The organism is Terriglobia bacterium, assembly GCA_020072565.1.
GTDB lineage: Bacteria > Acidobacteriota > UBA6911 > UBA6911 > UBA6911 > JAFNAG01.
In genome coordinates this window covers 13,748-32,304 of sequence record JAIQGI010000014.1, presented here as the reverse complement: position 1 = coordinate 32,304, position 18,557 = coordinate 13,748, and the positions used below count along the sequence as shown (strand labels likewise).

The window sequence follows — 18,557 nt, the reverse complement described above, 5'->3', positions numbered from 1 at the left end:
TCCGTTGCCTACACTGACCTCCGACGAACTTGATTTCGACCTTGACCGTGGCCGGTTCTGCCCCGTCTACTTCTTCCTCGGAAAAGAAGAGTATCTCTTGCGCACGGCAATCTCAACGCTCAAGGCCAAAGCCATCGCTCCTGAAGCGCTGGCCTTCAACTTTGTAGAGTGCAGCGGGCGTAGCACGGAGGGCGCGAAGATTGTGGAGGAAGCGAATACCTTCCCGATGATGTCGCCTCGCCGGCTCGTGCTGGTCACAGATGTCGACGAGATGCCGGCAGCCGGGCTGGAAGCACTCGCTGCATATGCGGGAGGGCCACACGAGAAGACCGTACTGGTCCTCACAGCCGCTGATTTCGATCGGCGAACTTCGTTCTATAAGCGCATGGCCGACTGCGCTTGCGTTGTCGAATTTGCGAAACTGAAGGAAGCCGCATTGGAAAGATGGGCGGGAAACTTCGTATCACGCCGTGGCTATCGGATCGCCCCGGCCGCGCTGAGGCGACTGGTGGATCTGGCCGGTTCCGATCTGCTCACTCTGATCAACGAGATCGAAAAACTCATCCTGTATGCCGGCAAGGAAAAGGAGATTCAGGAATCGGCCGTCGACACCCTGGTCCCGGCGAGCCGTGAGCACGGGATTTTCGAGCTCACTGCCGCTCTGGGGAGGCGAGACCGCAAGGCCGCGCTCCGGCTGCTGGGGAATCTGCTGGAGGCTGGGGAAGCGCCTCTGGTCATCGTTTCCATGATGGCCAGGCATTTTCGGCAAATACTTATCGCCAAAGAACTTTTAGCGGAAGGGTGCGGGCCGCGCGAGATCAGCCGCGCCGCCCAGGTGCCGGAATTCATCTTGAGTGATTTTCTGCGGCAGGCCAAAGCCTTGGAGCCGGAAATGGCCCGCAACATGTATCAACGGCTTGCCCACATTGATCGCAGCTTCAAATCCTCCCGCCCGGACGAGAGATTGCTTCTGGAGCAACTGGTCTGCTCGCTTTGACGAAAAAAGAAAAGCAGCCATGAACCGCATCCACAGACACAAACTCGTAGTTCGTGGTCGTCAGTGCTTATGTGGGGCTGCATCTTCGCTACTTTGCGGCGGGCGACGCAGCGGCATTCAAGTGTTTAGAAAGCCGCGATTTATGACGGGCTGCCGCGTTGCTGCTCAGAACGCCCTCGTCGACGGCGCTATCGATATCCGAGTAAAGCTGCGGCAGAGAAGCCTTGGCGTCCTCGATTTTGCCTGCCGTGAGTTTCTCGGAAAACGTCTTCAAAGATGTTCTGAAAGCGCTGCGATTGCTGCGATTTCTGTTCTTTCGCCTGATGCTTTGCCGGTGTGCCTTAAGCGCCGACGCGTGATTTGCCATTCCTGCCACTCCTCACTATGGTCAAAGTCCGTTCGGATCAATGAGAGCCTCTGGCCAAAACTCTTATGCTACAATAACTTATCAAATCAGTCAAATGGTATTTTGACATTGACTTGGGGGGATCGCGAGCCTAAGATATTTTTAGACATGCGAAGAAAGCCTTTTGAGGTATGCCCTGCCATCAAGTGGAGCGGACGCGAGGTTTTTCGCCCCTTCAAAATCCCGTTTGAGGTCAAATCAGTCCTGAGATGAAAAAAGTCCTTCTCTCGGATCGCAGTCTGCAACTGCTTTTTGGCCCTCTCGACGAAAACATCAGATTCCTGGAAAACCTTTTTGCCGTGACGATTCAGGCCCGGGATTCCAGTCTGACTATTGATGGGGAGGAAGACAACGTCAGCCTTCTCGAGCGCATTCTCCTCGATTTTTCCGGCCTGGTGGACAAGGGGCACAACATCAGCAACGGCGACCTCAAGTCGGCGTTCAAGCAGATCGCCGAAGATGCGGCGCTGTCCCTGCACGATTTCTTCCCAAAGATGCAGCTGCTGGCGGCCGGCAAGAGGCAGGTGACGCCCAAGAGCTTGAATCAACGGCGCTACGTTGAGGCGATTCGCCAGAACGATATCGTGTTCGGCATCGGCCCGGGCGGAACAGGCAAGACCTTCCTGGCCGTGGCGATGGCACTCACCTATCTCTTGGAAAAGGGTGTGTCGCGCATTATCCTGACCCGTCCGGCAGTCGAGGCCGGCGAAAAACTCGGTTTTCTTCCGGGTGATCTGGAGGCCAAGATCAATCCGTATCTGAGGCCGCTCTACGATGCGCTTTATATTCTCATGGAGTCGGAGAAGATCCAGCGTTACATGGAGACGGGAGTGATCGAGATCGCCCCCCTGGCTTTTATGCGGGGCAGGACTCTCAACGATGCCTTCATCATACTGGATGAAGCACAGAATACGACTTCCGAGCAGATGAAGATGTTCCTGACTCGAATTGGCCTGCACTCCAAAGCCGTGATTACCGGAGATATCACACAGATCGACCTCCCGTTCGGGCGCAGTTCCGGGCTGGTGGAGGCCAGAAATATTCTCAGTGACGTAGAGGGACTGGCTTTCTGTTATTTCAACGAAAGCGATGTGGTCAGACACCATCTGGTACGCTTGATCATCAAGGCGTACCAGCAGCACGCCCAGAATGGGATGAGCGCTGGTGGCGATGGGAATGGCGAAAGAGAAACATAGGATACGCCTCGGCATTCTGTTCGGGGGCAGATCCAGCGAACATGAGGTCTCGCTGTCGTCGGCCGCATCGGTGATCGGCGCGCTGGATCCGAGCGAATTCGAAGTGACGGCCATCGGCATTACCAGGAGCGGCAAGCTCGCCAGTAGCGCCGAGGTGCGAGCCATGCTCCCGGCCGAGCTTCTGGATCGGGTCAGGTTGGGTGGGGGCAGCGAAGAGGTTCTGCCCTGGACGGGTGGATTTGATGCGCAACGCGAAGAAACGAATCGGCGCCCTGAGATCATCTTTCCTCTGCTGCACGGCCCTTACGGCGAAGATGGAACGATCCAAGGGTTGCTGGAAATCGCCGGTGTGCCTTACGTGGGTTGCGGTGTGCTTGCGTCTGCCGTCGGGATGGATAAGGATGCGATGAAGCGCCTCTTTGCGCAGGCGCGGCTGCCGATCGTCCCGTTTCGGGTGGAATCCTCGCGCGGCCTGGAACAGAGGCTGGATAGCCTTCGGCACGAGATCGAGGTTCAATTCGGCTACCCGGTCTTTTCGAAACCTGCCAATCTTGGCTCCTCGGTCGGTGTCTGCAAGATCCATCATGCAGGCGAATTTGATGATGCGATCCTTTCCTCGGCGCAGTTCGACCACAAGATTATCATCGAGAAGGGGATTGATGCCAGAGAGCTGGAATGTGCCGTGCTCGGCAACAACACTCCCGAAGCCTCCGTGGTCGGCGAAGTGGTTCCGGCTTGCGAGTTTTACAATTATGAGGCCAAGTACGCCAATCCCGACAGCCGGGTTCAGATTCCCGCCGACATCGTCGACGACAAGGCCAAAGCCGTCAGGGATCTGGCGCTGCGCGCCTTCCGGACGATCGACGGGTCAGGATTGGCACGCGTGGATTTTTTCCTGGATCGCAAATCGGGCGCTGTCTGGCTCAACGAGATCAATACCATGCCGGGATTTACCAGCATCAGCATGTATCCCAAGTTGTGGAACGCCTGCGGTGTGCCTTTTGACCGGCTGATCCGGCGTCTCGTGGATCTGGGATTTGAGCGCTATCGGGAGCGCATGGACCTATCGCATGAATCGTCTGCTGGCGGCATGGTCGCAAAACCGCAAAAGGCGTGACATCATCCTATGGCCGACTGCAATTTTGAATGTTGGATGTGGTGCCAGGACGCCGGGGCAAGAGTGATTTTGAGCGTGTCGGCGCCTGGCGGTTTGATTCACTTCGGGATTGACCTTTGGAGCTTATGATCTTATGAACCTGACGAATTTTCAGAGAGACGAAAGGAGGGGAACCGATATGAACGTTCCGATTGGTGAGGCAGAACTCCGTCAACAGTTGCTTGCGAGGGACGAGGAATTCAAGAAGCTTGCCGCTGAGCACCAGTCCTACGACGAGCAACTGGCATTGTTAAGCCACCGTCACCACCTGAGTGATGAAGAGAGAATTCAGGAAATCAGGCTCAAGAAGAAGAAACTGCTGCTGAAGGATCAGATGTACTCCATCGTTCAGCGATATCGAAGGGAAATGAATTCCGGTTCCTGACCCTTCTGCGTTTCCAATCAGGCCAGTTTTGACGGGCATTCGGAGTTCTCGCATCACACCAGGAGGGGGATTCCAGTCTCTAGAATCGGCCCCCAAGCCCCGATGATCAACGACGCATATCGATTCATCCTTCCTCTGTTAGCGCTGGCGGCGCTCTGCGCCTATCTCAGGCTGGGCGTGGCGGTGGCGGTGCTGCTCCTTCTGGCAGTATTTGTCGGTTACTTTTTTCGAAATCCCACCCGTGAAATCCCCGCAGACGACAAAAAGATCGTTTCACCCGCGGATGGAAGAGTCGTCCGTGTGGTGTCGATGCCGCGGGGCGAAGGTGAACTGCCCGGCGGGCGGAGCCTCAGCATCTTTCTCAACATTTTCGATGTTCACGTCAACCGCGCCCCCATTCGCGGCGAACTCGAGCGCCTGGAGTACAAGCGGGGTAAGTTCAAGGTCGCGTATGACGAGGAAGCGTCGCGTGTTAACGAGCAGAACATCCTGACCATCCGCGGGCCACGTACTCGTGTCGTGGTCAAGCAAATTGCAGGATTGGTGGCCCGCCGCGTGGTATGCTGGAAGCGGCCCGGGAATACTCTGGAGCGTGGGGAGCTCTTCGGGCTGATCCGCTTTGGATCGCGCGTTGATGTTCTTCTTCCAGCTGAGGTCAAGATTCTGGTCAAGGAAGGCGACCGCGTCAAAGGCGGAAGTTCGGTGATCGGAGAGGTCCTCTGAATGAGGTCACAGGCACAGATTGCTGAAGGCGATATGGAAGAGCGGCCCAGGCATCGCCTGGGCCGCTCCGTATTCATCCTTCCCAGCCTGTTTACAGTCGGCAACATCTTTTGCGGCTACTATGCCATCATCTCGACCATGCACGGCAACTACGATCGTGCCGCGGAAGCCATCGGAGTAGCAATCATACTCGATGCGCTCGACGGCAAGATCGCTCGGCTCACGAACTCGACCTCGGGTTTCGGCCTCCAGCTCGACTCGCTGGCGGATGTGATTTCCTTCGGCATCGCCCCCTCCATTCTGGCGTTTTTCTGGGGGCTGCAGAGCGTGGACTACCGGCTTGGCTGGACCGCTGCCTTCACGTTCACCATTTGCGGAGCGATGCGACTGGCCCGCTTTAATGTTCAGGCGGGGCGTTTCAAGCACTTTGTCGGTCTGCCGATTCCTGCGGGCGGGGGCACAATAGCGGCCATCGTCTATTTCTTCGGCGCACCAGTCACCGGCAGAATCAGCGCCGGCATTCTGGTAGCGGCTGTCTTCGGGCTGGCGCTGCTGATGATCAGCACGTTCAAATACAGCAGCCTGAAGAATCTCACGCTCGGGAGGAAGTCGCACTTCGCGGTTCTGATCATCGCCCTTTTGGTCGCTTTGATTTACAGCTTCTCCGAATGGACGCTGCTGGTGGTTGCACTGGGATACTCGCTGTCGGGGCCGGTGCTGCGAATTTATTCACTCCTGCAGCACAGGAAGAGAACACCCGTGGAGATTCACCTCCCGGACACTGGTGAACCTCACTGATCGCGTCGCTTTTGAACTGCCTCAATCCGGTGCCATCCTGGACGGGCGACGCACCATTGGCGAAAACCAGCCGCAAGCGTGCCCGGCCACGCCGGGAACTTTGTCGCGGATTTGTCGCTGTTCCTGAGAAATCGTATACTGAGCAAGCTATGTCGGCTACGGGCGTAGGGTGCCGTTTTCTGACCTACCTGGCAGTTGCCGGTTTCGGGATCTGCATGACTTCGTGCGCGACTCTGCAGGTACCGCTCTCTCCGCCGGCGTTTCCGCCCGGGGAAGTGCTGCACTCGAGCCTGCAGGGAATTGATATCGGGGTGAGTCCGATTGCGGGGAAGGACGCGTATCTCCAGCTCTTTGATGAATATCTTCCCGGGGATGGCGTTGCAGCCCTCTGGGTAGAAATTCACAACACGCGCCCTTCGGCCATCGAGCTTCGGCCGGGGAACTGGTATCTTCGGATCGGCAACCAGACCTTTCCCGCCCTGCGCGTCTCGGAAGTCTTCGAGCGATACTACCGAGGCAACCGGATCCGGATGTATTCCGTCCGGACCGACGGGACCGCCCGGCTCGACATGGAGAGGGTTACTTTCCCGCCGGGCTCGCTTCCGCAGTCTCAGAAGCGTGGCGGATTCCTTTTTTTCCGCATCGATCCGGCCATGGGGGCCGACTGGAACCGCGAAGCCACGTTGTGTATGCATGACGTCCGGCTCGACCGGCGTTTGAAAACAAACCTCGAAGTCGCACTCAACCATGCCAACCCGTGAAGTAGAGGCCATCGTTCTGCGGCAGTACCCGCTTTCCGAAGCGGATCGGATCGTCGTCCTCCTGACACGCGAACATGGAACGCTGCGAGGCGTGGCTCAAGGCGCCAAGAAGATGCGCAGCCGCCTGGGCGGATGCCTGGAGCCCATGAATCACGTGCGGCTGCAATACTATATCAAGGAAGGCGCCGATCTCTCCCGCATCTGGCAGTGCGAAATCATTCACTCCTACCTGGGCAAGAATCCGACGCCGGACCGGGTCTTCGGATTCGGTTACCTTGCCGAACTGGCGCAGGAACTGGTGCCCGAGAACAATCCGAATGCGCTGCTGTTCCGCCTTTTCCTCGCAGTGCTCGCAGCGGGAGAACGCATGGGCGCCAACGAAGCGCTGTTGCGCTATTTCGAGCTCTGGGCCCTCAAGCTCAACGGCTGGCTTCCCAATTATGACTATTGCTCGGGTTGCGGCAGATGTGTTAAAGATGATGGGTTCTACGCATGGCCCGAAGCCGGCCAGGGGCGCTGCGGTGCCTGCGCGGAGAATCGGGGTGTAAGGATCAGCTCGGATGCCGCCCGTTCGTTGCACGAGGTTCTGGAGCTTTCACCGGAGCAGTACGCTTCCCGCGCTCAACCCGGCTCGGCAGCGCGTGGTCTGGAGCGCCTGACGCAAACATTGATCGAATGGCATCTGGAGAAGCGGCTCAAGTCATACCATAACTTGAAAGAAATGCTGCGCGGCAGTTAGGGGCTATGCAACAGAAGAACTTTCAACAGATAATTCTGACGCTCGAGCAGTACTGGGATCGCGAGGGCTGCGCGCTGCAGCAGCCATACGATCTCGAAGTCGGAGCAGGCACGATGGCCCCGGAGACATTCCTGAGAGTGCTCGGGCCGGAGCCGTACCGCGTGGGATACGTAATGCCGTCGCGCAGGCCTGCGGATGGACGCTATGGAGACAATCCCAATCGCGTTCAGAAACACTACCAGTATCAAGTGATCCTCAAGCCTGCCCCGCAAGATTCGCAGGACCTTTACCTCAGGAGTCTGCAAGCGCTCGGGATTGACCTGCGGGAACACGATCTGCGGTTCGAGGAGGACAACTGGGAGTCGCCGACGCTGGGAGCGTGGGGCATCGGCTGGCAAGTGCTGCTTGATGGGCTCGAAATCACCCAGTTTACCTACTTTCAGCAGGCGGGCGGAATCGACCTCGATCCGGTGAGCTGCGAGATCACTTACGGACTCGAGCGCATCGGCACGTTCATCGCCGAGGTTGACAGCATCTACGATCTGGTCTGGACGAAGGGGCTGAGCTATCGCGATGTCCGCCATCGGGAGGAGGTCGAATTCTCCAAGTACAATTTCGAAGTCGCGAACGTGCCCATGCTCTTCAGCTTGTTCAACCTCTTCGAGGAAGAGTGCAACCGTCTGCTGGCGCTCGATCTGGTGTTACCCGCATACGACTACTGCTTGAAATGCTCCCACACTTTCAACCTGCTTGATTCACGGGGGGCCATCAGCGTGACCGAACGCGTCGGCCTGATCGCACGCGTGCGGCAACTTGCCTGCGAAGTGGCCCGCCGATACGTTGCCGGCCGCAGGCAGCAGGAGTTTCCGCTGCTGCAGGCAACCGGCGCCGATACTGCGCCCGGGCCAGCGTAGTGTCCCAGAGATCTACTTATGGATAAAGCGGAATTGGTTGTCGAGATTGGTACTGAAGAAATTCCTGCTTCCATGCTCGAAAGCGCCACGCATCAGCTTGCCCGGCATCTCATCGAAGACTTGCGCACGGAGCGGCTGGGGGCTGATCTGGACACGGTGTGGTATACGCCGCGACGCATGATTGTCGGTGTGCGTGACATTCCCCGCCGTCAGGAAGATCTTATCGAAACGATCCTGGGGCCTCCCCGCCGAGTGGCTTACGATGCCGAAGGCAAGCCGACCCGGGCGGCTTTGGCTTTTGCAGAGAAGAGCGCCATTCCTCTCTCCAAAATCAAGATCGTGGAGACACCGAAAGGCGAGTATCTCTCTGCGGTGCGCAGGCAGAAGGGAGAGCAGGCCGCCAGGGTTCTGGCACGCCTGATCCCGGCAGCGATTGCGAAGATCGAGTTCCCAAAGGCCATGTATTGGACCCCGGACAAATTTCGCTTTGCGCGACCCCTGCGGTGGATTGTTGCGCTCTATGCAGGCAAGGTGGTCAGGTTTGCGCTTGCCGATGTCGAATCGTCCCGCTACACCGCGGGTCATCGTTTCACCGGCAAACCCAGAATCGCCGTTCGGGATCTGACTTCCCTTAGAGACTCTCTGCGGGAAAACGGTGTGATCGTCGATCCCGCGGAGCGGCGGGCCACGATCCAGACGGGCCTGGATCAAGCGGCTGAGGCCGCCGGCGGCCGCCTGCTCGCCGACGACAGCCTGCTCGAAACGGTGGTCAACCTCAATGAGAATCCCTCAGTTGTCTGCGGAGCCTTCGACCGGAGATTTCTCAACCTTCCCGAGGAGATTCTGGTCACCGTCATGAAGGAGCACCAGAAATACTTCTCAATCGTGAATTCAGAGGGCCGCCTCCTTCCTGTTTTTCTCGCCGTGATCAATCTCAGCGCCGATCCTGGTGCGAAAATCCGCGGCGGGCACGAACGTGTTTTGCGCGCTCGCTTCGCCGACGCTGAGTTTTTCTGGAACAGCGATCGCAAGACCAAACTCGCGGACCGCGAAGCCTCGCTCAAGAGCGTGCTGTTTCAGCAAAAGCTCGGCTCGTATTATGCCAAGACCCAGCGCGTGTTGGCGCTGCTGCCGAAGACGGCAGCGGCCGCCGCCTGTGCCGGCGAGTTGCCGGACTTGGAGACGGCCGCGCACCTGCTCAAATGTGATCTCGTGACCGAGATGGTGAAGGAGTTTACCGATCTCCAGGGGATCGTCGGGGGCCTGTATGCTCGTGCCGAGGGTTATCCTGAAAAGGTCTGGCGCCCCGTATACGAACATTACATGCCTAAGGCCTCCACTTCTCCGTCCCCATCCAGCTTGGGCGGCGCAGTGCTCGCCCTGACCGACCGGCTCGACACCGTGTGCGGCTGCTTCTCGGTTGGACTGATTCCGACGGGTTCCAAGGATCCGTTCGCCGTGCGCAGGCAGGGCAACGGCATCCTGAAGATCCTGCTGGATCATCGTATCCGCACCTCGCTCGAGCAGCTCATCACCTGGAGCCTGGAAGCCCTGGCGGCACCGTCCAGCGAGACCGCCGCCGAGCTCAAGAAGTTTTTCGAGGGGCGGCTGCGCTTTTTATTCGAGGAGATGGGCTACTCCTATGATTGCATCAACGCCGCGCTGGCCGTGGGATTTGACGATCCCGCCGACGCCGCGGAGCGAGCGCGCGCGCTGCAGGCAATGCGAACGGAGCAGGACTTTCTGGCGCTGGCTTCGAGTTTCAAGAGGGTGATGAACATCCTCGCACAGTCCGGATCGTCCGCAGAAGAGCCCGACGCGGCTCTGATGACCGATGCGGCAGAGACTACCCTGTGGCAGCGCTATCTGGAGACGCGGCCCGAAGTCGAGGCGGCGGGCAGGGACGGCCGGTACGGCGACGCTTTGCGCCGGATGGCTTCGCTGCGCGGCGTCGTCGATGCATTTTTCGAGCAGGTATTGGTCATGGCGGAAGATCCGGGACTCCGCAGGAATCGTCTCGCCCTTCTCGGCCGGCTGGCGCAACTATTCCTCAGAGTGGCCGACATTTCGCAGATTGTATTTGAACGAGCTGGTTGAATCATATCAGAAACCTGGATTGCGCATTCCTGAGCGTGGTCCCTGCAGAGGAACACGAAAATGATCTCAAAGGGAATCAAGATCAAGCCCGCCCGCGGCCGGCTGGGTGTTGTGCTGCCCGGAATGGGTGCTGTCAGCTCAACCTTTATCGCGGGCGTAGAGGCCGTCCGGAGAGGATTGGCCAAACCAATCGGGTCGCTCACCCAGATGGGTACGATTCGCCTGGGCAAGCGTACCGAACGCCGCGTTCCGGCAATCAAGGACTTCGTTCCGCTCGCCTCCTTGAAGGACCTGGTGTTCGGCGGGTGGGACATCTTCACGGAGGACGTCTATTCCGCCGGCCTCAATGCGGGAGTGCTGGAAAAAAGCCTGCTGGATGCGGTCAAGCCGGCGCTCAAGAAGATCCGGCCTTGGCCCGCGGCGTTCGACAACTATTATGTCAAACGCCTGCACGGGCCAAACGTCAAGAAGGCCGCAAACAAGATGGAGCTGGCCGAGCAGTTGCAGGAAGACATCATCAACTTCAAGAAGAAAAACAAACTCGACCGTGTCGTCATGGTGTGGTGCGGCAGCACCGAGATTTTCCTCAGGAAAAAGCCTGTTCACCAGACGATCGCAAGTTTCGAGAAAGGGCTGGCGGCGAACGACGTCGCGATCGCACCGAGCATGATCTATGCCTACGCGGCTCTGAAGGTCGGAATCCCGTATGCCAACGGGGCGCCCAATCTGAGTGCCGACATCCCCGCGCTGCTGCAACTTGCCAATGAGCGTTGCGTGCCGATCTGCGGGAAGGATTTCAAGACCGGCCAGACCCTGATGAAGACGATTCTGGCGCCGGGCCTGAAATCACGCCTCCTGGGCTTGAACGGTTGGTTCTCCACCAACATCCTGGGCAACCGCGACGGCGAAGTGCTCGACGACCCCGAATCGTTTAAAACCAAAGAAGAGAGCAAGCTTTCGGTCCTGTCGCAGATTCTGCAACCCAGTGTCTACCCCGACCTCTACTCCAATTTCACCCACCGCGTGCGCATCAACTATTATCCGCCGCGCGGCGATAACAAAGAGGGCTGGGACAACATCGACATCTTTGGCTGGCTCGGCTACCCGATGCAGATCAAGGTGGACTTCCTCTGTCGGGATTCGATCCTGGCCGCACCGCTGGTCCTTGATCTGGTCCTGTTCCTTGATCTGGCCCATCGCTGCGGCATGAAGGGGATCCAGGAATGGCTCTCCTTCTACTTCAAGAGCCCGATGTGCGCTCCGGAACTCTACCCTGAGCATGACCTTTTCATCCAGCTCATGAAGCTGAAAAACACGCTGCGCTACCTGCGCGGCGAGGAAATGATCACGCATCTGGGCCTGGAGTATTACGACTAGCCGAACGACGTAGTGCTGAGTACTGAGTTCCGGGTCACGAGCATCGCAGGAGACTCGGAACTCAGTACTCGTTTCAAGCAGTGCGCGAGACACTTTCTTGCGTGCCGAGCGCGGCGTGCGCGGCCGCGAGCCGCGCGATCGGTACGCGATAAGGGGAGCAGGAGACGTAATTCAGCCCCACCTCGTGACAGAAGATGACGGACGAAGGCTCGCCGCCGTGCTCGCCGCAAATCCCCACCTTCAGATTGCTCCGGGTGCTTCGTCCTCTCTCCGTGCCCATCCTCACCAATTGACCGACCCCCTCACGATCGAGAACCTGGAACGGGTCATACTCGAAGATCCGGTGCTCGATGTAGTAAGGCAGAAACTTGCCCGAATCGTCGCGCGATAGACCGAAGGTGGTTTGGGTCAGATCGTTGGTGCCGAAGGAGAAGAATTCGGCTACTTCGGCAACCTTGTCCGCGGTGAGCGCCGCCCGAGGCAGCTCGATCATGGTCCCGACCAGAAAATCAACACTTTCTTTGGCTTTGGCGAAGATCTCGCCTGCCACGCGGCGGACCACGTCGGCCTGCAGCTTGAGCTCCGCCTGATCGGCGACCAGCGGAATCATGATTTCGGGATGAACCTTGACGCCCCGCTTCTTGACGTTGACCGCTGCCTCAAATATGGCGCGTGCCTGCATCTCCGTGATTTCGGGGAAGACAATTCCCAGGCGGCAGCCGCGGTGTCCCAGCATCGGGTTGGCTTCATGGAGCGATTGCACGCGTTCCCACAGGTGCTGCGGGCGCACCTTGAGCTTGCGCGCGAGCTTGCGCGTATCTTCCTCCGTGTGGGGAAGGAACTCGTGAAGGGGCGGATCTAGGGTACGAATGGTGACCGGGTAGCCATCCATTGCGGTGAGGATGCCCTCGAAATCTTTGCGCTGGAGCTTCAGCAGCTGATCCAGGCCGCCCTTGTAGAGCTTTCTGGGCTCGGCGATCTGCTTTTGCAGCTGTCTGCGGACCTGGAGCAGATCCTTGCGCCGCTTGGCAGAAATGCCGCGCTTGAGCTCTTCTGCGATGGCATCCAGACCCTTCTCGATCCGCTTGTAATCCAGGGAGCCGAGAATCATCTGGCGCATGAAGTCGATGCGGTTTCCCTCGAAGAACATATGCTCGGTGCGGCAGAGGCCGATCCCCTCGGCGCCGAAGCCGCGGGCCACCTTGGCATCGGTGGGCGTATCGGCGTTGGTGCGCACGCCAAGCCGGCGATATTTGTCGGCCCATTCCATTAATTGCTTGAAATCGCCTCCGAGTTCCGGATCGACCAGGGAGGCCTGGCCGAGGATCACACGCCCCGTAGTTCCGTCCACCGTGATCCAGTCGCCGCGGCGCACGCGGGTTCCGTCTACCGTGAACTCGTTTTTGGCATAATCGATGTTGAGCGCGCCGGCGCCCACGATGCAGGGCTTGCCCCAACCGCGCGCCACGACTGCCGCATGACTCGTTGGCCCGCCCGTGGAGGTCAGAATCCCCTGCGCCGCATCCATCCCGCGCACGTCCTCCGGGGAGGTCTCACTACGCACCAGAATGACCTTTTCCTTTCTTTCCGCCATTGCTTCGGCTTCCTCCGGTGTGAACACTACCTGGCCGAATGCGGCGCCCGGGCTGGCGTTGATGCCGGTCGTCAGGACGTTGAGCTTCGCCTTGGGATCGATCATCTTGTGCAGAAGCTGATCGAGATCGCTGGGCGGAACACGCAGGACGGCGGTTGGTTCGTCGATCAGCCCTTCCCGCGCCATATCCACGGCGATCTTCACGGCCGCAGGGCCGGTGCGCTTGCCGTTCCTGGTCTGCAGCATCCAGAGTTTGCCCCGCTCGACAGTGAATTCCATGTCCTGAATATCGCGGTAATGCCGTTCGAGCTTGTCGGCCACCGCCTCGAATTGCGCGTAAATCCCGGGCATCTCGTGCTTGAGCTCGCTGATGTGCTTGGGTGTGCGGATGCCGGCCACCACGTCCTCGCCCTGCGCGTTGGTGAGGTAGTCGCCGAAAAGTTCCTTGGCTCCCGTGGCGGGATTGCGCGTGAATGCCACGCCCGTGCCCGAGTCGTTCCCCATGTTGCCGAACACCATGGTCACAATGTTCACGGCCGTGCCCAGATCGTCAGGGATTCTCTCACGGTGCCGATAGGCCTTGGCGCGATCACCGTTCCAGGAGCGGAAAACCGCTTTGATCGCCAATTCGAGCTGCAGATGCGGGTCGGCAGGGAACTCGGATCCCGTTTCCTGACGGATGATCTTTTGGAACTCCTCACACACGCCCTTGAGATCGTTCGCCGTGAGATCGGTGTCCAGCCTGGCTCGCGCTTTGCGTTTGGCCTTTGACAGGGCCTGTTCAAACAACTCTGCATCGATGCCCAGGACAATCTTGCCCAGCATCTGGATGAAGCGTCGATAGGCGTCGAAGGCAAAACGCTCGTTGGAGGTCAAACGGGCAAGGCCCTGAAGGGTCCCCTCATTGAGGCCCAGGTTCAGGACGGTATCCATCATGCCGGGCATGGAGAACTTTGCGCCTGAACGCACCGAGATCAGGAGGGGATTGGAAGGGTCGCCGAATCTCTTGCCTGTGGCGGCTTCGACCTGAGCGAGGGCCGCAAGGACCTGAGCCCACATTTCTTCAGGAAACTTCTCGCCTGAAGCGAGGTAGGCGTTGCAGGCCTCAGTGGTAATCGTGAATCCCGGAGGCACCGGCAGCCCTGCGTTGGTCATCTCGGCCAGGCCCGCGCCTTTGCCTCCCAACAGGTCCTTCATGTCGCCGCGCCCGTCGGCTTTTCCGTCCGCAAAAATGAATACGTATTTATGAGTCATCCAAGGGTCTCCTGAATCGAAGTGAGGCTGTATGCCGCTCAGCAAAAGCCGGTCAATCCGGCTGTGAAATCTAACGGCGCCACAAACAAGACAATATTACGAAAACAAGCCTAATCGAATACTGGAAATGAGTGCCAAAAGTCAAGGCAACTATGGCGGCCCACTGCGGCGCAGACACTGCGGGCAAAAAACAGCCCCGAATGAAACGGAGAACACGAATGCGTTTGCTTACGGGAGTCCGGTTGATCCTGGGAGGAGCGCTGGCAGCCTATCTCGCAGCCCGGGGCCGCGAAACCATGGCGAACCATAGGCGCGACCCCAGGCTGTGAGTCAGCTTCTCGAATAGCCTACGGTTCTCATCGGCCCGAGCTCGTTTTACTCCAGCGCTTTATTTGCCGTTCTTCTGGATTATCTGTGCCTTCAACAATTCGAGTTCCTTCTCCAGGGACTGAACGCGGCGCTGCAAGTCAGGCAGTCTGGGAAAGGCGGTAACGCAGCGGCGCCAGACGCTGTTGTCGAATCCCGGAGACCCTGACAGCACCGAACCGGCTTTGATTTCACCGTGCACACCGCTTTGAGCGGTGATGACGGCACCATCGCCGACCTCCTGGTGCCCGGCAAAGCCCGCTTGCCCTCCGGCCTGAACGTTGCGTCCCAGCTTCGTGGAGCCCGCCAACCCGACTTGAGCGGCGAGCACCGAGTTCTCACCCACCTGCGAGCCATGACCGATCTGCACCAGATTGTCCAATTTGGCGCCTCTGCCGATTCTGGTCTCACCAACCGCAGCACGGTCAATGGTGGTATTGGCTCCGATCTCCACGTCGTCTTCGATGACCACGCGGCCCGTCTGGCGAATCTTATAATAGGTTCCGTCGCCCACCGGGGCGAAGCCAAATCCGTCGCAACCCAGTATGCTGCCGTTTTGAATTATCACTCGGTGACCGATCAGGCACTGTTCGCGCACCACAACCCCGGCGTGCAGGATCACATCATCGCCTATACACACTTCGGGATAGAGAACTACATGCGGGTGGAGAATGGCGCGGGCCCCGAGTTTGCAGCCGCTGCCGATGACAACCTGGGCGCCGATGCTCGCATCAGGACCGATCTTTACGTCGCCGGCGATGATGGCGGAAGGGTGGATGCCCGGTCCGGGCACGATCGGCGTGTGAAACAGTTCAAGAGCGCGCGCAAATGCGAGGTAGGGATTTGCTGTCCTTAAGCTCGGGATAGGAACCACCGGCTGATCGAGGCCCAGAATGATCGCCGAGGCTTTGGTGTCTTTTATGTGCCGGACATACTTCCGATTGGCGACAAAGGTAAGGTGCCCTGGCCCCGCATCTTCGATGCCGGCGACTCCCAGTATTTCAATATCGTTCTCGGCGTGCATCCGGCAGGCCAGCTTGCGGGCGATTTCCGATAGTTTCATAGTCTCACGAGTGATTCCTGGCAGCAGGTGAGTTGTTATGCGAGCGCACGAATTCCACGCGCGCTCCGATGCCTGTGTCGAGGAAAGTCATACAAATCAATGTATTGCCGCATTGCGCACCTATGGTAGTATAGGTGCTCCAGGCAGTCAAGAAACAGGCTGCGGATTGATGCCCATTCCAACCCAAAACGAGTCGACGCCAAGCAAGTCCGTGCAAGCACTCCCTGAAAAAGGTCGAAGCCTCGCCACAGCGGCAGGATCGATCAGTGTGGCGACCATGATCAGCCGCGTTCTGGCTATGGGACGCGAGATGGTCATGTCCAAATACTTCGGCGCCGGTTACTATACCGATGCGTTCAACGCCGCTTTTCGAGTTCCCAACCTCTTGCGCGACCTCTTTGCCGAAGGGGCTCTGAGTTCGGCTTTCGTTCCCACTTTCATCCGGTATATGACGGACAAGGGGGAGGCGGAAGCCTGGCTCCTCGCCAACAGGGTCATCAATGCTCTGGTCGTGGTTCTCGCCGGGATCACGCTGTTGTTCTACTTTGGGGCGTCATGGTTTGTTTATCTCCTTGCAGCACCATTTGCTTCCATCCCCGGTAAGTTCGAGTTGACGGTTCAGATGACGCGCATCATGTCGCCGTTTCTGTTGTGCGTCGCTCTTGCCGCTGCCGTCATGGGTATGCTCAACGCCAGCGGCAGGTTCTTCGTCCCGGCGCTCGCCCCCTCTGCGTTCAACGTTTGCGCGATCCTGGGAGGGATTTTTCTCCGTGAGCCCTTGCAGCAGGTCGGGATCGCTCCCGTGGTGTCCATGGCGATCGGAGCCTTGGTCGGAGGGGCAAGCCAGCTGTTTGTGCAGGTGCCTTCAGCCTATCGGATCGGATTTCACTACCGCCTCATTCTCGACTTCAAAGACCCAGGCGTCCGGCAGATAGCGATGCTTATGCTGCCGGCAATCGTCGGCTTGTCGGCTACTCAGATCAACATCGCCGTGGACACCCAACTGGCGGGACACTACGGCAATGGCCCGGTGTCCTATCTCAATTATGCATTTCGACTCATGCAACTTCCCATCGGGCTGTTCGGGGTCGCAATTGCCACCACGACGTTGGCGACGGTCTCCCTTCACGCCGCCCGGAATGACATCGAACGACTCAGGAACACCGTCTCGAGCAGCTTGCGCCTGGCGGCCTGTTTGACTTTTCCCGCTACCGCGGGATTGATCCTGTTCCGCCGCGAGGTGATCGAATTGCTGTATGAACGTGGGGCTTTTCTTCCAAGCGATACTGTGAAAACGAGCCAAGTACTGTTTCTTTACGCTTTGGCTCTGTTTGCTTATTCGGGGGTGAAGATACTCGTCCCGACTTTCTACGCTTTGAACGACACCAAGACCCCGGTGCGGTTGAGCGTAACGACGGTAGCAGTAAAAATCGCGGTCAACTTCCTTCTCATTATACCGATGGGATTTCTGGGGCTTGCGATGGCGACGGCGGTCGCATCCTGGCTCAACTTCGCACTGCTGTGCAGGAGCTTTCTAAAACGAACCGGCGCCCATTGGGGCTTGAGTGAGCTGGTCGCCTACATGCGCATAGCGGCCGCCTCGATCGTGATGGGCCTGGTCGCTCTCCTGGCTTTCCATGCCTGCCGGCAAGGGCTGCCGATGCACGGCACATGGGGGCTGATCCTGCATCTCGGCACAGCTATTGCCGTAGCCATGATCACCATTTTGCCTTTGCTGCGCCTGTTCAAGGTGGAGGAGGAACGTGACCTGTCCGCCATCGTGGTGCGGCTGGCAGGCAAGCTGTTATGAATCGCGACTGGTTGGCAGAATACGAGGTCTATCTGCGGGTCGAAAAGGGGCTGGCCCGGAATTCCATCACCGCCTATATGCATGACCTGAAAAAGCTCGAGGACTTCGCGGGCAACCGGAACACGCCGCTGGCCGGAATTACGCGCGATGACATCCTGCTTTGGAATGGGGTCCTGCGGCGCAGTGGACTCTCCGCTCGCTCCGTGGCACGAGCCATGAATGCGGTGCGCGGATTCTTCCGCTTCCTGGTGGGTGATCGGGCCATGGCTTCAGACCCGACGGAAAATCTCGAGTCCGCACATCCACTCAAGCCGCTGCCGCGTTTTTTATCCAAGGAGGAGGTCGAGCGCCTGTTGCGCGCGCCCGATGGGTCGGTTGCAAGAGGGAACCGCGATCGAGCCATGATCGAAGTGCTGTACGCATCCGGTCTGCGCGTCAGCGAACTCGTCAGCCTGAACATCACGCAGGTGAATCTACAGCTGGGAGTGCTCTCGTGCATGGGAAAGGGGAGCAAGGAACGGATCGTGCCCCTGGGCGCCGAGGCAATGCGGCGGGTGCAGGAATATCTGCGGAAAGCCCGGCCACTGCTGCTGAAACGGCGACAGAGCAATTTCCTGTTTGTAACGCGGCTGGGCTCGTGCATGACGCGCCAGGGATTCTGGAAGATTCTGCGTGCCTATGGCAGAGAAGCAGGAATTCGCAAGCCGCTGACACCTCACATGCTCAGGCACTCCTTTGCTACACACCTGCTGGAGAACGGGGCCGACCTACGTTCCGTCCAGGCAATGCTCGGGCATGCCGATATCTCAACGACCCAGATCTATACCCATGTCACCCGCGAACGCCTGCGGCAGATCTACCAGAAATTCCATCCCCGCGCATAGGTGCGACTTCGGACCTCGGGGCTAAAACTTGTTTTGG

16 protein-coding genes are annotated in these 18,557 nt (G+C 58.6%); 13 read left to right on the top strand and 3 right to left on the bottom strand.

Annotated elements, in window-relative coordinates:
- The first annotated feature begins 4 nt into the window (after positions 1-4).
- A complete protein-coding gene (gene holA, locus LAP85_10365) occupies positions 5-997 on the top strand; it encodes a DNA polymerase III subunit delta (GenBank protein MBZ5496798.1) in 993 nt (330 codons plus the stop codon).
- Between the two features lie 88 nt (positions 998-1,085).
- Here holA and rpsT read toward each other — a convergent pair whose 3' ends face one another.
- Complete coding sequence (rpsT, locus tag LAP85_10360) at positions 1,086-1,364, bottom strand: 30S ribosomal protein S20 (protein ID MBZ5496797.1); 279 nt, start codon at positions 1,362-1,364, stop codon at positions 1,086-1,088.
- Positions 1,365-1,612: 248 nt separating this feature from the next.
- Between rpsT and LAP85_10355 the strand changes: the two genes are divergently transcribed.
- The 10 genes from LAP85_10355 to LAP85_10310 all read left to right on the top strand — a co-directional run bounded on the left by LAP85_10355 (position 1,613) and on the right by LAP85_10310 (position 11,549).
- Entirely contained in the window at positions 1,613-2,599 is a 987-nt protein-coding gene (locus LAP85_10355) for a PhoH family protein (GenBank protein MBZ5496796.1), read from the top strand.
- Entirely contained in the window at positions 2,580-3,716 is a 1,137-nt protein-coding gene (locus LAP85_10350; protein MBZ5496795.1) for a D-alanine--D-alanine ligase, read from the top strand. Before LAP85_10355 ends, LAP85_10350 begins: the two co-directional genes overlap by 20 nt.
- Positions 3,717-3,894: 178 nt before the next feature.
- Positions 3,895-4,140: a DUF465 domain-containing protein gene (locus LAP85_10345; protein MBZ5496794.1), complete on the top strand. Its 246-nt coding sequence runs from the start codon at positions 3,895-3,897 to the stop codon at positions 4,138-4,140.
- A gap of 102 nt (positions 4,141-4,242) precedes the next feature.
- Positions 4,243-4,863, top strand: a complete 621-nt coding sequence (locus tag LAP85_10340; GenBank protein MBZ5496793.1) for a phosphatidylserine decarboxylase — start codon at positions 4,243-4,245, stop codon at positions 4,861-4,863.
- A complete protein-coding gene (pssA, locus tag LAP85_10335) occupies positions 4,864-5,661 on the top strand; it encodes a CDP-diacylglycerol--serine O-phosphatidyltransferase (protein ID MBZ5496792.1) in 798 nt (265 codons plus the stop codon).
- A 149-nt stretch (positions 5,662-5,810) separates the two neighbouring features.
- Positions 5,811-6,422: a hypothetical protein gene (locus LAP85_10330; protein ID MBZ5496791.1), complete on the top strand. Its 612-nt coding sequence runs from the start codon at positions 5,811-5,813 to the stop codon at positions 6,420-6,422.
- Positions 6,409-7,161 (top strand): DNA repair protein RecO, encoded by a 753-nt coding sequence (gene recO, locus LAP85_10325; protein MBZ5496790.1) that lies wholly within the window; start codon positions 6,409-6,411, stop codon positions 7,159-7,161. The genes LAP85_10330 and recO overlap by 14 nt, the downstream gene beginning before the upstream one ends.
- Positions 7,162-7,166: 5 nt before the next feature.
- Positions 7,167-8,075, top strand: coding sequence for a glycine--tRNA ligase subunit alpha (locus LAP85_10320; protein MBZ5496789.1), 909 nt, complete (start codon positions 7,167-7,169; stop codon positions 8,073-8,075).
- Between the two features lie 18 nt (positions 8,076-8,093).
- Positions 8,094-10,172, top strand: a complete 2,079-nt coding sequence (glyS, locus tag LAP85_10315) for a glycine--tRNA ligase subunit beta (GenBank protein MBZ5496788.1) — start codon at positions 8,094-8,096, stop codon at positions 10,170-10,172.
- A gap of 60 nt (positions 10,173-10,232) precedes the next feature.
- A complete protein-coding gene (locus LAP85_10310; GenBank protein ID MBZ5496787.1) occupies positions 10,233-11,549 on the top strand; it encodes an inositol-3-phosphate synthase in 1,317 nt (438 codons plus the stop codon).
- 73 nt (positions 11,550-11,622) lie between these two features.
- Here the strand turns inward: LAP85_10310 and ppdK are convergent, their stop codons facing one another.
- Both ppdK and lpxD read right to left on the bottom strand, forming a co-directional pair.
- Positions 11,623-14,397 carry a pyruvate, phosphate dikinase gene (ppdK, locus tag LAP85_10305; GenBank protein MBZ5496786.1) on the bottom strand — a complete coding sequence of 925 codons (2,775 nt, stop codon included), beginning with the start codon at positions 14,395-14,397 and terminating at the stop codon, positions 11,623-11,625.
- Between the two features lie 388 nt (positions 14,398-14,785).
- Positions 14,786-15,826 carry a UDP-3-O-(3-hydroxymyristoyl)glucosamine N-acyltransferase gene (gene lpxD / locus LAP85_10300; protein MBZ5496785.1) on the bottom strand — a complete coding sequence of 347 codons (1,041 nt, stop codon included), beginning with the start codon at positions 15,824-15,826 and terminating at the stop codon, positions 14,786-14,788.
- 169 nt (positions 15,827-15,995) lie between these two features.
- Here lpxD and murJ point away from each other — a divergent pair, with 169 nt between their 5' ends.
- Positions 15,996-17,636 (top strand): murein biosynthesis integral membrane protein MurJ, encoded by a 1,641-nt coding sequence (gene murJ / locus LAP85_10295; protein MBZ5496784.1) that lies wholly within the window; start codon positions 15,996-15,998, stop codon positions 17,634-17,636.
- Positions 17,633-18,520 (top strand): site-specific tyrosine recombinase XerD, encoded by an 888-nt coding sequence (xerD, locus tag LAP85_10290; protein ID MBZ5496783.1) that lies wholly within the window; start codon positions 17,633-17,635, stop codon positions 18,518-18,520. The genes murJ and xerD overlap by 4 nt, the downstream gene beginning before the upstream one ends.
- The last annotated feature ends 37 nt before the right edge of the window (positions 18,521-18,557 follow it).

Coding starts and splice junctions, on each gene's coding strand:
- rpsT (MBZ5496797.1), bottom strand. CDS start 1,364: ATGGCAAATCACGCGTCGGCGCTTAAGGCACACCGGCAAAGCATCAGG.
- LAP85_10355 (MBZ5496796.1), top strand. CDS start 1,613: ATGAAAAAAGTCCTTCTCTCGGATCGCAGTCTGCAACTGCTTTTTGGC.
- LAP85_10350 (MBZ5496795.1), top strand. CDS start 2,580: ATGGCGAAAGAGAAACATAGGATACGCCTCGGCATTCTGTTCGGGGGC.
- LAP85_10345 (MBZ5496794.1), top strand. CDS start 3,895: ATGAACGTTCCGATTGGTGAGGCAGAACTCCGTCAACAGTTGCTTGCG.
- LAP85_10340 (MBZ5496793.1), top strand. CDS start 4,243: ATGATCAACGACGCATATCGATTCATCCTTCCTCTGTTAGCGCTGGCG.
- pssA (MBZ5496792.1), top strand. CDS start 4,864: ATGAGGTCACAGGCACAGATTGCTGAAGGCGATATGGAAGAGCGGCCC.
- LAP85_10330 (MBZ5496791.1), top strand. CDS start 5,811: ATGTCGGCTACGGGCGTAGGGTGCCGTTTTCTGACCTACCTGGCAGTT.
- recO (MBZ5496790.1), top strand. CDS start 6,409: ATGCCAACCCGTGAAGTAGAGGCCATCGTTCTGCGGCAGTACCCGCTT.
- LAP85_10320 (MBZ5496789.1), top strand. CDS start 7,167: ATGCAACAGAAGAACTTTCAACAGATAATTCTGACGCTCGAGCAGTAC.
- glyS (MBZ5496788.1), top strand. CDS start 8,094: ATGGATAAAGCGGAATTGGTTGTCGAGATTGGTACTGAAGAAATTCCT.
- LAP85_10310 (MBZ5496787.1), top strand. CDS start 10,233: ATGATCTCAAAGGGAATCAAGATCAAGCCCGCCCGCGGCCGGCTGGGT.
- ppdK (MBZ5496786.1), bottom strand. CDS start 14,397: ATGACTCATAAATACGTATTCATTTTTGCGGACGGAAAAGCCGACGGG.
- lpxD (MBZ5496785.1), bottom strand. CDS start 15,826: ATGAAACTATCGGAAATCGCCCGCAAGCTGGCCTGCCGGATGCACGCC.
- murJ (MBZ5496784.1), top strand. CDS start 15,996: ATGCCCATTCCAACCCAAAACGAGTCGACGCCAAGCAAGTCCGTGCAA.
- xerD (MBZ5496783.1), top strand. CDS start 17,633: ATGAATCGCGACTGGTTGGCAGAATACGAGGTCTATCTGCGGGTCGAA.